Here is a 13,623-nt window from a genome sequence, read left to right as displayed (position 1 = left end):
GCTTCAAATCTAACCCCCAAGAACTGTGGTACAATATCTAATAACCAAGTCCACCTTGCGACTTTTCGCATCCGTATTATTCATCGCCCCGATTTCGTTCGCCCAAGCTCAGGAATCCGATGGCGAGTCATCTGGCCAAGGACAGGCCCGGGCTAACTTCGCACGAGAAATCGTTTTGGCGGACCAGGACGTCCGAGCCTTTCCAGAGCCTCCGAAAGGCTACAAGGCGGAACGTAAGGACGTGGACCGAGGCAAATTAGAAGAGTTCGAGTACGAATCGGGCGTAACCGGTACGATTCGCACAGCGAACGTTTACTTGCCGCCTCATTACCAGGAAGGGGCGAGTTACCCTGTTTTGTATCTCTTGCACGGAATCGGAGGAGACGAGACGGAATGGCTACGTTTCGCATCGCCCAACCTCATCCTAGATAATTTGATTAACGAAGGCAGAGCCGAGCCAATGATTGTCGTAATGCCCAATGGCCGAGCATTGGCGAACGATCGAGCGGAAGGCGAAATTTTCGCGCCGGAGAAGTTGGAAGGCTTTGCCAAATTTGAGCAGGACCTGATCAAATTCTTGATTCCGGCGATTGACGCCAATTACTCGACCAAGACAGATCGCGAGCACAGAGCCCTAGCCGGGCTTTCCATGGGTGGCGGTCAAACGCTGAACTTTTGCCTGACGCATCTGGACACCTTCGCGTGGTTGGGCGCCTTCTCCTCAGCTCCCAATACCAAGCCTGCTGAGGTGTTAATGCCCGATCCCGAAGCGGTGAAGAAGGGATTGAACCTATTCTACCTATCGTGCGGTAATAAGGACGGTCTCATAAACTTCTCTCAAGGAATTCAACGGTATTTGCAAAAGCATGACATACCTCATATCTGGAATGTGGATGACCATGGGCACGACGCCGAAACTTGGGGAAGTAACCTCTACCACTTTAGCCAACGCCTCTTTCGTTAATCAAACGGAGCAATTCGCATGAAGATACCATTTTACTGTTCTGCAGCCATAGCCCTTGGCTTTGCTAATCTCTCAGCTTACGAGGTGAAAAGTCCGGAGGGTTCGCTTCAGGTGGACCTTGAATTGGATGGAGGTAAGCTGTATTACGAAGTCAACTACAAGGATACTCTTGTTCTGGAAAAGTCTCCGCTGGGCTTGGAAACGAGTATTGGCAGTTTCGCGAGCGGTTTGAAAGAGGATGGCTCCGAGATTCTCTTGATCGAGGAAAGCTACGAATTGCCCCACGGCAAGGTGAGCCAGGTCGATTACGTGGCGAACGAGTTGACGGCCCGCTATCGCAACGTGAACGGCGACTTGATGGAGGTTCTCGTACGGGTCGCGGACCATGATGCCGCTTTCGCCTATCGTATTTCGAGCGAAGAAAACGTTCGGCTGATCGTCGAAAGCGAAGCCACTGGTTTCGACTTTCCCGCTGGTACGACAGCGTTCCTCTCCCAACAAGCGAAAGCCGGCACGGGATGGATGGGCACGAAGCCAAGTTACGAGGAAGGGTACCTGATGGATGTGCCGGTGGGTACGACAGCTCCAAGTGGGCTTGGGTTTACGTATCCCGGCCTTTTCCGCTTTGGCGAGGACGCATGGGCAATGGTCTCGGAAACGGGTGTTTCAAGCAAGTACGCGGGGACTCGCCTGGGTAACCCCACCGAAGACGGTTTGTACTTGGTCACCTTTCCAGAACCCGACGAGAATGGCGGCATAGGTGCCTCGACAGTTGCGAGCTCGCTGCCTATGACGACGCCATGGCGCACCATCACAGTAGGTGAGACCTTAGCTCCGATTGTAGAGTCGACGGTTGCGACAGACGTGGTTGAACCGCTCTACGAAGGAGCTGCTAGCCTAAAGCCCGGTCGCGCGACTTGGAGCTGGCTCCTTTGGCAGGACCAAAGCATGAACGAAAAGGACCAGCGGACTTTTATCGATCTGGCAGCGGATATTGGTTTCGAGTACATCCTCATTGACGCCTTATGGGATGGGAATCTAGGACGCGAGAAATTGGCAGAGCTGGTGGCGTATGCAAATTCCAAGGACGTGGATGTGCTACTTTGGTACAACTCGAACGGATATTGGAACAATGCTCCACAAGGGCCGAGAAACCGGCTCGATTCTGCTCCTGCTAGGCAACAAGAAATGGCGTGGCTGCAGTCGATCGGAGTCAAGGGTCTGAAGGTCGATTTCTTTGGAGGAGACAAGCAGGTCACGATGAAACTCTACGAAGACATCCTCACGGATGGGAACCGCTACGGTCTGAACATGAATTTCCATGGAGCGACTTTGCCGCGCGGGTGGGAGCGTATGTATCCAAATCACATGACAAGTGAGGCGGTGACAGCTTCGGAGAACCTCGTGTTCTCCCAAGGGTTCGCCGATGGCGAGGCATGGCGTAGCACGGTGATGACGCTCGTGCGTAATCCGGTCGCGGCGATGGACTATGGCCCAGTTGTATTGAACAACCGTTTCTCCGGCGATCCCGAAAGCGGAAACATCCGCCGGACGACGGACGCATTCCAGTTAGCGACATCAGTTCTCTTTTTCTCTGGCATACAGCACTATGGAATTACGCCCCGCGTTTTCGAGGAACAGCCCGAGTATGTGATCGATTTTCTTCGCGAGGTTCCCGCCGTCTGGGATGAGACTCGGTTTGTAGATGGGTATCCTGGCAAGCATGTGGTGTTGGCTCGCCGGTCGGGAGATCGTTGGTACTTGGCGGCATCGAATGGTGAAGACTCGGAGAAGACGCTCTCGCTCAACGTTCCTTTCCTTGCAGGTGAGACACTATCGTTAATCCATGACAAGGCGGGAGAGCAGCGGTCCGGCTTCAGTGAAGTGAGCGTTCAAGCTGATGGTCAGATAACGCTCAGCTTGGAGCCGCAAGGCGGTGCTGTATTGTTCCACCAAAAATAGCTCTCAGGTTTCCGCCCTCCGATAGCCCCACACGTATCAGGTATTATGAACAACGAGTATTCTCAAGAAAAGGGGCGAAGCAGCAAGCGTTCGGCCGTCTTATTTTCTTTGTCTCTGCTGGGCGTGTCATCGCTACCCGCTGCTACGCTGAAAATCGACATGCAGGACGAAGGTAAGGCGATCAGTCCAGACTTGGTGGGTATTTTCTATGAGGATCTGAATTACGCAGCGGACGGTGGTCTCTATGCGGAGCTGATTCAAAATCGATCTTTTGAATACAGCGCGACTGAAACTGCGAGTTGGGGTCCTTTTTCGTTTTGGGACCTAGTTGAAACCGGTGATGGGAAAGGACGTCTCAGCCTTGGAAATATGCGCCCGGTGCATGTGAACAACCCACACTACCTGCTGCTCAATGTCGAAGCCGCCGGATTGGGCGTGGGTGTTGCTAATGAAGGGTTTGACCAAATCCCAGTAGAAGCGGGCAAATCTTATGAGGTTTCTTTCTGGGCGTACCAGGCTTACATGGGCGAAAAGTGGGGTGGTTCTCCTGAAGAGGAGGAAGAGGCGATGCCGATGGTCGCTCGGCTGGAGAACGAGGTAGGTGAAGTAATAGCGGAATCGAGCTTTGTTGTGCAGGGACGACAGTGGAAGCAGCATAGCGCTGCGCTCGTGCCCAATGCGACGACGGATAAGGCTCGTTTCGTTCTACTCGCGGAAAGGGCCGGCGGTATCGCATTAGACATGGTGTCGTTGTTTCCCCATGACACTTTTATGGGCCGCGAGAATGGGCTTCGTAAGGACTTGGCCCAGACGATTGCAGATTTGAAACCTAAGTTCATGCGTTTTCCCGGCGGGTGTTTGGTTCACGGTCAGGGCATTCACCAGTACTATGATTGGAAAGACAGCGTCGGGCCGCTGGAGCAGAGAAAGGCGTTTCGGAACCTTTGGGGATACCATCAGACCTTGGGTCTCGGCTACCATGAGTTCTTTCAGTTTAGCGAGGACATGGGGGCGATCCCTATTCCTGTGGTTTCGGCGGGTGTTTGTTGCCAGCATTCAGGTGACAGCCCGGGACGTGGACAGGAGGGACTGCCTCTCGACGAGATGCCTGATTACATCGAGGATGTGCTCGATCTCATCGAATGGGCGAATGGTCCTGCCGATTCGGAATGGGGCTCGGTCCGGGCCGAGGCGGGGCATCCCGAACCGTTTGGCCTGAAGTATCTGGGCGTGGGTAATGAGGACGCGATCACTTCAATCTTCGAGGTGCGTTTCCAGATGATCCGCGATGCGGTCGAGAAACGGTATCCGGATATAGTCGTTATTGGTACGGTAGGCCCCTTCGCTAGCGGAGAGGATTACGACAATGGCTGGGAGTTTACCAGAGAGCTCAACCTGGATATAATCGACGAGCACTACTACGTGGAGCCGGATTGGTTTTGGGAAAACCAAGAGAGGTATGACGCCTACGACCGGGAGAGCGCGGAAGTGTATGTCGGCGAATATGCGGCCCATGAACCGAATCGGGCAAACACAATGCGGTCGGCGATTGCGGAGGCGGCTGGATTAGTGAGTTTTGAACGGAATGCCGATATTGTGCGGTTTGCGTCTTACGCCCCGATGCTTTCACGTCGTGGTCATACGCAGTGGCGGCCGGACCTGATTTATTTCGATGCAACCCAAGTGTATCCTACGCTTAACTACGAAGTGCAGCGCTTGTTCAGTGTAAACAGTGGAGATACGGCGTTGCCTTTTTCGTTTAGAGAAGTGGAAGACGGTGAGAAGTTGGTGGCTTCGGTCGTTCGAGACTCGAAGTCGGGTGACATCATCGTCAAGGTCGTGAATGGTGAACCGGAGGCTATCTCCTCCTCGATTGATTTGAGTTCCGGCAAGGAAACGCAGTACGACCTGAAATCGGTTGTATTCAGTCATGAAAACGCGGATGCGGTTAACCAGGATGGAGAAGCGCCCCAAGCAGTGACGGTCGTAGAAAGCGGCGAGGTACGTTCACAGTTCGAGCGCGAGTTCCCGGCGAATTCTCTCACTATTTTGCGCCTGCGTTAAGGCGCGTTTTCACCTCAAGAGAAGATTAATAGTTTTATGATTATGAAGCGGAGTAAATTTTGGTTAGTTGTTGCGATATTTTCAAGCGCAGCGGGACTTTTGAATGCTGAGAAGGCCGAGAATCCTTTCATTTGGGCGGACGTGCCCGATGTGGCGGTGATTCGCGTGGACGACACCTATTACATGAGCAGCACGACGATGCACATGAGTCCTGGGCTTCCGATAATGAAGTCCAAGGATTTGGTGAACTGGGAATTGCTCGGATATGCCTACGATACGCTAGCTGACAATGAAGCTTTGAGGTTGGAGACGGATAAGGCAGCCTATGGACGGGGGTCTTGGGCGAGCAGTTTGCGCTATCACGACGGCACCTTTTACGTATCCACTTTCTCAGCGACCAGCGGACGTACCCATATCTTCACGACGGATGATATCGAAAAATGCGAGTGGAAGGAAATCTCATTCGAGCCATCCTTGCACGACCATTCGCTGGTTTTCGACGACGATGGAAAAGTTTATATGCTTTACGGTGGCGGCAACCTGCGACTTGTGGAATTGGAGTCGGATTTGTCGGGCATCAAGGACGGGGGCTTCAACGAAGTGGTCATCGAGCACGCCGAGAAGGTCGCTACGAATAACGCAATGTTGCATGCCGAAGGAACCCAGGTGCTAAAGAAAGATGGAACCTACTACGTGATGAATATCTGCTGGCCACAGGGTGGTATGCGGACGCAGATCGTGCACCGTTCGGATTCTATCAAAGGGCCGTACGAGGGTCGGATGGTTCTTCAGGACAAAGGCGTCGCGCAGGGTTGTTTGATCGATACGCCTGAAGGAGATTGGTTTGCAGTTCTGTTCCAAGACAATGGTGCAGTGGGGCGGAGTCCTTGGTTAGTACCGGTGGAGTGGGAGGACGGCTGGCCCGTACTCGGCGTGGAAGGAAAAGCGCCTATGGTTCTTGATTTGGAAGATTCGGAAATGGGATTTGCGAATCTAGTAACCTCGGATGAATTCGACCGAAAGAGCGGAGCGGAATTGCCCTTGGCTTGGCAGTGGAATCACAATCCCGTTAACGACAATTGGTCGATCGGCGAGCGAAAGGGCCACTTGCGTCTCGAAACCGTTCGAGTGGATGCGGATGTGCTCCACGCGAGGAATATACTGACACAACGAACCTTTGGGCCGATCAGTTCTGCCGAGACCAAGCTCGACGTGTCGAAAATGAAAGATGGCGACACAGCCGGACTGATCGCACTGCAACGACATTTTGGATACGTGAGCGTGAGGCAAGAAGGTGGCGAGCGCTCGATCCTGATGGTTCGGGCTCAGGAAGATGAACCAGAGGTTTTGGCCTCTGTACCTCTAGAGAAGAAAACGGTTTACTTCAAGATTGAGTGCGATTTCCGTGAGCGGACAGACAAAGCTTATTTTTACTACAGCTTGAATGGTAAGAAGTGGATCTCGATAGGCGAAGCACTGCAGATGCGCTACACATTGCCACACTTCATGGGCTATCGTTTTGGCCTCTTCAATTGGGCTTCCCAAGAAGCGGGTGGGTACGTGGATTTCGACTACTACCGTATAGGAGACGAACTGAGTGAGGCGATGTAAGTTAGTTGGGTCGTCTTCGTGGAGGCCGACCCAACGGTAGCGGAGGCGATCGTCTAGCGATCAGTGCGAAAAGGGGCGGCGGGAAGTCCCTCCTCATTACCGAGGTTGGCGAAGTCTGGGTTGTCGGCCCAAGCGTAACGTACGTACTTTGGCTCAGGTATCTCCTCGCTGGATACGACTACGTTGTCTCCTAATATTTCAGCCTTTCCCCAGACGAATTGTTTACTCTCGCCAGCGATGGCGAAGTGGGCGAGCTCTTCGTCATTTGTGGAAGTGAGGCCGCTGCCCACATTGTCGAAGGTGAGAATGATTTCCCCGTCCTTGATTTCCTGTGACTTGAATATGGGACCTGAGGAGACGATGTCCTCGCCGTAAGAGATCTTTCTGGCTTGAAGAGCGAGGCGCTCGCCAACTGTCCACTTGCCTCCGGGGTGAATGTCGTTCCATTCGCCGAGTTCGATGTTAATGCCGAGTCCCGTTAGTGGGGTGCTACGGGCTGTATCCAGTTGAGCCTCGCGCATGGCCGCCCAGCCACTCTCTGCGGGAAGGTAGTCAACGTCCATGAAGTTAGGCAGCTGCGCGATATAGAAAGCGATATCATCGGAGCCAAACTGGTTGCGCCAATCCTTGATCAGGTTAGGCAGAAGCTTGGCGTAGGCCTGCGGATTGCCTGCGTTGCTCTCGCCTTGATACCAGAGAATCCCTTTGATGCCGTATGAGGTGAAGGGGGCGATCATGGCATTGTACAGAGAAGACGGTTGCGAGCCGGCGTCGATGCCACGCTTGTATTGATATGGGTTGGGGCGATAGACCTCGCCAACGCGATAGTGCCAGGTGCCTTTCAGGTCGACGATCTGGTCGTCGGCTTCAAGTTGGTAGGGCTTGTCGGGAATGAACCCGCCATTCCCTGATTGGTTGGAGACTCGGATGACGAAGAGGTTCTTACCGGGGTGCAGGAGGTCTGCAGGAATGGTGTAGCGACGTTGCGGATACTCGTAGCCCGTGCCACCGACGCGGACTCCATTGACGTAAAAGTCATCGGCGTTGCGTATGCGGCCCAGCTTGGCGAGCACTTCGACACCGACCATGGAATTGGGAATTTCGATTTCCTTGCGATACCAGACGACGCCGTCGAGGTCTCGGATCCCTTGGTGCTCCCAGTAGCCTGGGATGTTGATAGGCTTCCAGTTGAGCGGCTCGTAGTCGGTAGCGTACCACTTAGGCTCTGCAACGTTGCCAGCGTCGACCGTTTCTAGGCCGGGGTTAGCCTCGCGATCAGCTTTTGCTTCAGCGTTGATCCGGTCGATGTACTCGCTGTCCTTGTTGCGTTGAATGGTCGCCAGTTCCTCTGGAAAGGTCCTGAATCCCTCCTCGCTCGTCCATGCCTCGATGCGAGTGCCTCCTACGCAGGACATGATAATACCCTGGGGAATTCCGTAACGTTCGTAGAGGGCTTTCGCGAAAGAGTAACCGACGACAGTAAAGTCGAGCAAGTTGTCTGGATTGGCTTTTTTCCATTCTAGGCCCGGATAATCATCCAAGGGTCTGCTCAGGACAGCTTTGGTAGGAACCTGGAATTGCCGGATTTCGGGATTCTCAGAGGTGGCGATTTCCGTGGCGTACTCATCTTTCCAGCGGTTAAAGGTGTGGGTCATGTTTGATTGTCCAGAGGCCAGCCAAACGTCGCCTACCATCACATCTGTGAGCGTGATGTGGTTCGAGCCATTGATCTCCATGTTATCCGGTCCACCGGCCTTCTGCTCGGGTAAAATGAGGGACCAGTTGCCCTGGGAATCGGCAGTCGTCGATTCCTCGTCGCCGCGAAAGGAGACGCTGACTTTCTCAGATGGATCGGCCCAGCCCCAGATCGTGAGTTTCTGGTCCCGCTGGAGAACCATGTCGTTTCCGACAATACTGGGGAGTTTGATTTCAGCGGATAGCGGGCCTGCTGGAGCAAAGATCGTTATAAGGGCGAGTAGGGCTGGGAAGCTTCCTTTCATTGCAACGGATTCGGGGGTTGTTTCTGGTTGGGTTACTAGTTCCTTAGAATTTGATAAGGAGTGTCAACAGTGCAAACCGAAGTCTGGTGCACGTTCGTTTTGGTCACTTTGTGACGGTGTGGGAAATTCGCAGTGGCCTTGGTAGGAGCGAAAAACTCTTGCGAAGTGGTGAGCGCAAGGGCCCCAAACACTGACAGGTACATGGAGCGGAGAAGAGTCTCAAGCCAAGACAGCTTTTAGTTCACATGCGAGGCTCGACTGGCTGCAGGAAGAATTCCAAATGTCGAGAGAGGAGGACGATGGATTGTTTCGTTGCTAAGCACTTCAGGTGTCGCGTTGCTCGGTAGTCTTCGTAGCGGACGAAGGTTTCTCGGATCGACTCAACTGTCATGTGATTGCGGATACGCTTCGAGAACATTACTCTTAGCTCTTCTTCCGCAGGTCCGATCTGGCCTCACCGCTTCCACTGACGTTCGTCTTGTCTAGGTGCTTTCGGAATTCCTCCCGCAATGTGATACTTACGTTGCTAGAACCTCCTGCTCCTCGATCCCGTATCGATATCAAGATTTAGGATCCTACCCATCCCTCCATCCACGTCCAACTGAACGGATAACAGAACGCCTCCCCCATTTTTTTCCCTCACAGGCTTCCGATGGCTAGGCAAAGCTCCATGGGAATCCAAACTAACAAACTGCGTCGGTTGCTTCCGCGATTTTTTGGTATAGGTTCCAAGCCGATCACAGCCTAAAGCCCTCTCAGCATCCAACCAAAGGAAATAGCATGCCAGCAAAAGGAGATTACCCGATTCCAAAATTTCACTTCCGAGTCGAATGGGGAGACGATGCCCGGATCGGTTTCACGGAAGTTAGCGGACTTGAATTCGAAACGGAAGTCATTGAGTACCGTGAAGGCTCGAGCAAGAAATACAATCCTAGCAAACAGCCGGGATTGACGAAGTTTAGCGACGTTACCCTGAAGCGGGGCACCTTCGAGGGTGATTTCGATTTCTACGAATCATGGAAGCAAACCTACTACTTCCAGGAAGGGAACACGACAGGCAGCCTCTACCGCCGGACCGTGAATATTAAGCTGCTGAACGAAGTGCACGAGCCCATCATCACCTGGACGCTTGAGAACGCTTGGCCACGAAAGGTGCGCTACGCGGAATTAAAAGCCGGTTCCTCAGAGCTGCTGATCGAAGAAATGGTCCTCGTTCACGAAGGTCTCACTGTCCGATAAGCCTGATGCCTGAGGCAAAGCCAGACCTTTTCGTTAGTTTCGCGTTCTCGGTCGAACTGCGGACTAAAGGTATCCGCCGTCCCATTATCGAGGAATTTGCAAAGGTGCAGGGCATTTCTCTGGGAATCGACGACCCGTCCTCGAACCTCATCCACCATCAGCATCGCCTGCTGCTTATTCGACCTTGGATCAAGAAGTCGCCCTTCCGTCGGTGGATGTTGGGGCGGACAGTACCCGCTTCGCTTCTAGTGAATGTCTTGGACCGCCAAGACAAGGTGACTCAGACTTTCTTCTTCGAAAATGTCAAAGGGTTGAACTGGTACCTTTCAGACTTTGATTCCAGTAAGTCAGACTTGCTCTCGGAGCATTTCGAACTGGGGTACGATTCGCTGGAAGTACGGTGACCTTGGGTCGACCCACTGAGAAGGATAACAACCCCGACAGCGTCGTTCCAGAAACGCATACCGTATCCGATTTAAAATGACGCCCCAAGGGTTCGCCCATTGAGCGATCAAGACTCTATTGTCCGAGGTGGATGGACCCTGCAGCAAAGGTAGTGGACCAATTTCCAATTAATTCTCCACATCGATAGTGAGGACACACCTCCGTATGCACGCGGAAATGGATCAACTCCTGCGCTCCCGCCGAAAGGGTTGATACCTGCGTCCCGTAGGCATCTCGCCTAAGAAAATTAAGAAGAGCCGTCTGGCCCCATCCCTAAGCGGCTCGACCGGCGTCATTCGACGCTCAGCGAACCTTGCCGGCTTCGGTTTCGAAGAGCAGGTTGGTCACCACGGCCCGGTCCGAAGTCACGGGGAGGTGAGAGCAGAACCCGATTCCGACGTAGAAGGGTTCGTCGAATTCGAGGGTGGCCGTTTCACCGATGGGTTGGATCGGGCCGCCATCGACGCTTGCCCAAAGGGTGAAGGTGTTGCCCTTCTTCTCGATGCCGAGCCGTACAGGCTTGTCTGGGGCGGGCGTGGTATGTTCGTTGGGCGAGATGCGAAAATCTTCTTCGATGTCGGCGCCCTTGTCCGGTCGAGTCGCGAGATGGATCAGGCCGCCGCCGTGCAGCGCTACCATGGTCTCCTTTGCGTCGTCGTCGAGCTCCTGTCGGAAGATCAGCACGACCTTGCGATCGAAATAGCCGTCCGGATCGGGAAACGAGATATCGGCGGCAAGCGAGATATCGCCCGACATCCGCTTCCAGAGGTAGCGAAACTCGTCGCGAAAGTACCAGATGTTATAGCTAGCGGAGTCGATGGTATAGGCTTCCGTCTCGGCGTCGAAACTCGCTTCTCCGGGGAGGAGGGGGCCGCCCACATCGGATTGCCCGTCGAATATTCCGATGGGTACGTCGAAATTGACAGTGGGGCGGTGAAAGCCCGCTGGTGGCGGCACTTGCTGATGCGTCGCGGAACTGGGCTGCGACCATTGCGGCGCTTCGGGGTGTTGGGCGCGAGCGAGCGTGAGAGCCGCAGTCGCAGCGAGAAGGCTTAGGGATAGGGGTATGGAGTATTTCATGACATTCTCACTATGTCTGGGTAAGTGTTTTGAAAATGCTAAAGGGCAGGGTGGCTTCGGCTAATTTGCTATTGCATGTGACTAGATGCATTTTTTGAGCTACGCCTCGCAGGCTGTTTCCAAAGGGCTGCGCTTGCGCAGCCGATTCCTCCCTCATGCTCCGCTTCCTTATCCCACCGCCTGAAATATGAAACGAATTACCTACGCCCTCGCACTGGCATCGTTGCTTTGCCTCCACACCAACTTATTCGCATCAGGATGCAGCTTCCGAACCGGCTGACGATTGGGTTTCAGCCTCGTCCAACCAGCCGGGCAAGGCGTATCCAAAAGTTAACTCCGAAAACCGCGTGCTGTTTCGCATCGAAGCGCCGGAAGCGATGAGCGTAGGCACGACTTTCAGCGACAGCAGCACCTTCGCCAAGGGCGAGGACAGGGCGTGGTATGGCTACACTCGGCCCCTCGACGTCGGATTCCACTACTACCTTTTGAAAATCGACGGAGCTGAAGTTCCCGATCCCAACAGCGGCATGTACTTCGGCGCCATGCGTTGGGGTAGCGCCATCGAGATACCGGCGGACGATCAGGATTTCTATACGCTTTCGAAGGTTCCCCATGGTCAGCTTCTCGAGATCTATTTCCACTCGCCGAGCACGGAATCGGAACGCCGCGCCTTCGTGTATACGCCGCCTAGATACGACGAGCATTCCGACAAGCGCTACCCGGTCCTTTACTTGCAGCACGGTTGGGGCGAGAACGAATTCGGCTGGGGCCAGCAGGGCCGCGTGCCGGAGATCATGGACAATCTCATAGCTGCTGGCGAAATCGATCCATTCCTCATTGTGATGACCTATCGCATGACCAACGAAATAAGCTTTGGCGGGCTGAGAGAGTTTAAAATCGAGCCATTCGAAACGGTGTTGGTCAAGGAGCTCATTCCCTACATAGACGAGCATTTTCGCACGCTCAGCGACCAGCCGCACCGCGCTATGGCTGGCTTATCCATGGGCGGCATGGAAACGAAGCAAATCACGCTTAGGAATTTGGATACATTCTCCCACATCGGTCTCTTCAGCGGCGGCAGCATTAAGCCAGACGACATCGAGGACATGGATGCCTTTAAGAAAAGTAACAAGCTGGTCTTCGTCAGCTAAGGCGGCCGCGAAGTCTCGGACGGCAAGACCCGTCGTGGCGGAGAGACCGCAGCAGACGTGGCGTCCTTGAAGTCGGAAGGCATCGATGCCCACTACTACGTATCGCCCGAAACCGCCCACGAATGGCAATCTTGGCGCCGCAGCCTCAATCAGCTCGCCCCCTTGCTGTCCCGCAACTGAGCTGGGCCGTTCTACTTTCGACGTTTGATCCCTACGATCTGTCTCTTAGAAGTGATCGGTGGTCGCGGTATAGTAATCCGCGTTTTCAAAAGTAGGTTGTGTATGCCATCTTCAGTATTGTTGCGGCCACTACGATTAGAAAGAAGATGCGAATGAAGCCGACGCCTCGCGTGAGCACCATGTGCGACCCAATCCAAGCTCCCGCGATTTGTCCGATTCCCATGGCGATACCTACAGGTATAACAACGGTTCCGTAGACAAGGAAGAAGATGAGGGAAGTCACGTTGCTCGTCGCATTGACCACCTTAGTATGTCCGGTTGCTTTCCTCATGTCGAGGCCCAGAAAAACGATGAGAGCGAGCGTCCAAAGGGAACCGGTACCCGGTCCGAAAAAGCCGTCGTAAAACCCGAGTGTTAGCCCGAATACGAGATAGAAGAGCGGTTTGCCGATACGGTGAGGTTTGGCGTGCGCCCCGAGGTCTTTCGCGAAGAGGGTGTAGAAAAAGATTAGCGTCAGTAGGCTCAGGATGAGGTGTTCGAGAAAGTCGCTGGAAATCTGCTGGATAACGATGGTTCCAGTGGCCGCCCCGATGGCCGTGCTGACGATGGCCCAAACCATCTCTTTGATATCGACCAAGCCTTTGCGAGCGTAGCGAAAAGCCGCGGTCAAGCTACCGAAGCTCGCTTGAAGCTTGTTCGTACCCAAGGCCAAGTGTGGAGGAAACCCCACCGCCAGAAATGCCGGCACCGATATGAGTCCGCCTCCGCCTGCGATAGAGTCAATCAACCCTCCAAAGAAAGCGGCCGCGATAAGGATAACCCAATGAGAGACTTCAAGTTCCGGCATTGCGGGGCATCATGGGTTTTCCGTGATTTGAGAGAAGTAAAAAGAGGAACGCTCAAAAATACCGGGTTCGTCCCCGCTTCC

12 protein-coding genes are annotated in these 13,623 nt (G+C 53.9%); 8 read left to right on the top strand and 4 right to left on the bottom strand.

Features of this window, described 5'->3' with window-relative positions; all coding sequences use genetic code 11:
* The first annotated feature begins 25 nt into the window (after positions 1–25).
* From QEH53_RS01970 to QEH53_RS01955, 4 genes are read left to right on the top strand one after another with little or no spacing between them, the layout of a single operon-like run.
* Positions 26–964, top strand: a complete 939-nt coding sequence (locus QEH53_RS01970; RefSeq protein ID WP_309021437.1) for an alpha/beta hydrolase-fold protein — start codon at positions 26–28, stop codon at positions 962–964.
* A gap of 18 nt (positions 965–982) precedes the next feature.
* A complete protein-coding gene (locus QEH53_RS01965) occupies positions 983–2,926 on the top strand; it encodes a glycoside hydrolase family 97 catalytic domain-containing protein (protein ID WP_309021436.1) in 1,944 nt (647 codons plus the stop codon).
* A 45-nt stretch (positions 2,927–2,971) separates the two neighbouring features.
* The gene (locus tag QEH53_RS01960; protein ID WP_309021435.1) at positions 2,972–4,990 is read left to right on the top strand and encodes an alpha-L-arabinofuranosidase C-terminal domain-containing protein; all 2,019 of its coding nucleotides are present in this window, start codon (positions 2,972–2,974) and stop codon (positions 4,988–4,990) included.
* Positions 4,991–5,032: 42 nt separating this feature from the next.
* Positions 5,033–6,601, top strand: coding sequence for a glycoside hydrolase 43 family protein (locus QEH53_RS01955; RefSeq protein WP_309021434.1), 1,569 nt, complete (start codon positions 5,033–5,035; stop codon positions 6,599–6,601).
* A 53-nt stretch (positions 6,602–6,654) separates the two neighbouring features.
* On the opposite strand, the gene QEH53_RS01950 is transcribed toward QEH53_RS01955, so the two are convergent.
* The gene (locus QEH53_RS01950; protein ID WP_309021433.1) at positions 6,655–8,601 is read right to left on the bottom strand and encodes a sialate O-acetylesterase; all 1,947 of its coding nucleotides are present in this window, start codon (positions 8,599–8,601) and stop codon (positions 6,655–6,657) included.
* Positions 8,602–8,842: 241 nt separating this feature from the next.
* The gene (locus QEH53_RS01945) at positions 8,843–9,019 is read right to left on the bottom strand and encodes a hypothetical protein (protein WP_309021432.1); all 177 of its coding nucleotides are present in this window, start codon (positions 9,017–9,019) and stop codon (positions 8,843–8,845) included.
* A gap of 362 nt (positions 9,020–9,381) precedes the next feature.
* Between QEH53_RS01945 and QEH53_RS01940 the strand changes: the two genes are divergently transcribed.
* Together QEH53_RS01940 and QEH53_RS01935 are read left to right on the top strand one after the other, a co-directional pair.
* Complete coding sequence (locus QEH53_RS01940) at positions 9,382–9,840, top strand: phage tail protein (RefSeq protein WP_309021431.1); 459 nt, start codon at positions 9,382–9,384, stop codon at positions 9,838–9,840.
* 5 nt (positions 9,841–9,845) lie between these two features.
* Positions 9,846–10,244 (top strand): hypothetical protein, encoded by a 399-nt coding sequence (locus QEH53_RS01935; protein ID WP_309021430.1) that lies wholly within the window; start codon positions 9,846–9,848, stop codon positions 10,242–10,244.
* Between the two features lie 343 nt (positions 10,245–10,587).
* On the opposite strand, the gene QEH53_RS01930 is transcribed toward QEH53_RS01935, so the two are convergent.
* Entirely contained in the window at positions 10,588–11,364 is a 777-nt protein-coding gene (locus QEH53_RS01930; RefSeq protein WP_309021429.1) for a hypothetical protein, read from the bottom strand.
* 347 nt (positions 11,365–11,711) lie between these two features.
* On the opposite strand from QEH53_RS01930, the gene QEH53_RS01925 reads away from it, so the two are divergent.
* Both QEH53_RS01925 and QEH53_RS01920 read left to right on the top strand, forming a co-directional pair.
* On the top strand, positions 11,712–12,515 hold the full coding sequence (locus QEH53_RS01925) for an alpha/beta hydrolase-fold protein (RefSeq protein WP_309021428.1): 804 nt from the start codon (positions 11,712–11,714) through the stop codon (positions 12,513–12,515).
* 57 nt (positions 12,516–12,572) lie between these two features.
* Positions 12,573–12,695: a hypothetical protein gene (locus QEH53_RS01920; RefSeq protein ID WP_309021427.1), complete on the top strand. Its 123-nt coding sequence runs from the start codon at positions 12,573–12,575 to the stop codon at positions 12,693–12,695.
* Positions 12,696–12,780: 85 nt separating this feature from the next.
* Here QEH53_RS01920 and QEH53_RS01915 read toward each other — a convergent pair whose 3' ends face one another.
* Complete coding sequence (locus QEH53_RS01915; protein WP_309021426.1) at positions 12,781–13,542, bottom strand: TSUP family transporter; 762 nt, start codon at positions 13,540–13,542, stop codon at positions 12,781–12,783.
* Between the last annotated feature and the right edge of the window lie 81 nt (positions 13,543–13,623).

Origin of the sequence: Pelagicoccus sp. SDUM812002 (assembly GCF_031127835.1) — a bacterium.
Taxonomy (GTDB): Bacteria; Verrucomicrobiota; Verrucomicrobiia; order Opitutales; family Opitutaceae; genus Pelagicoccus.
This window is presented reverse-complemented; position numbering and strand designations above follow the sequence as displayed.

Coding starts and splice junctions, on each gene's coding strand:
- QEH53_RS01965 (WP_309021436.1), top strand. CDS start 983: ATGAAGATACCATTTTACTGTTCTGCAGCCATAGCCCTTGGCTTTGCT.
- QEH53_RS01960 (WP_309021435.1), top strand. CDS start 2,972: ATGAACAACGAGTATTCTCAAGAAAAGGGGCGAAGCAGCAAGCGTTCG.
- QEH53_RS01955 (WP_309021434.1), top strand. CDS start 5,033: ATGAAGCGGAGTAAATTTTGGTTAGTTGTTGCGATATTTTCAAGCGCA.
- QEH53_RS01950 (WP_309021433.1), bottom strand. CDS start 8,601: ATGAAAGGAAGCTTCCCAGCCCTACTCGCCCTTATAACGATCTTTGCT.
- QEH53_RS01945 (WP_309021432.1), bottom strand. CDS start 9,019: ATGTTCTCGAAGCGTATCCGCAATCACATGACAGTTGAGTCGATCCGA.
- QEH53_RS01940 (WP_309021431.1), top strand. CDS start 9,382: ATGCCAGCAAAAGGAGATTACCCGATTCCAAAATTTCACTTCCGAGTC.
- QEH53_RS01935 (WP_309021430.1), top strand. CDS start 9,846: ATGCCTGAGGCAAAGCCAGACCTTTTCGTTAGTTTCGCGTTCTCGGTC.
- QEH53_RS01930 (WP_309021429.1), bottom strand. CDS start 11,364: ATGAAATACTCCATACCCCTATCCCTAAGCCTTCTCGCTGCGACTGCG.
- QEH53_RS01915 (WP_309021426.1), bottom strand. CDS start 13,542: ATGCCGGAACTTGAAGTCTCTCATTGGGTTATCCTTATCGCGGCCGCT.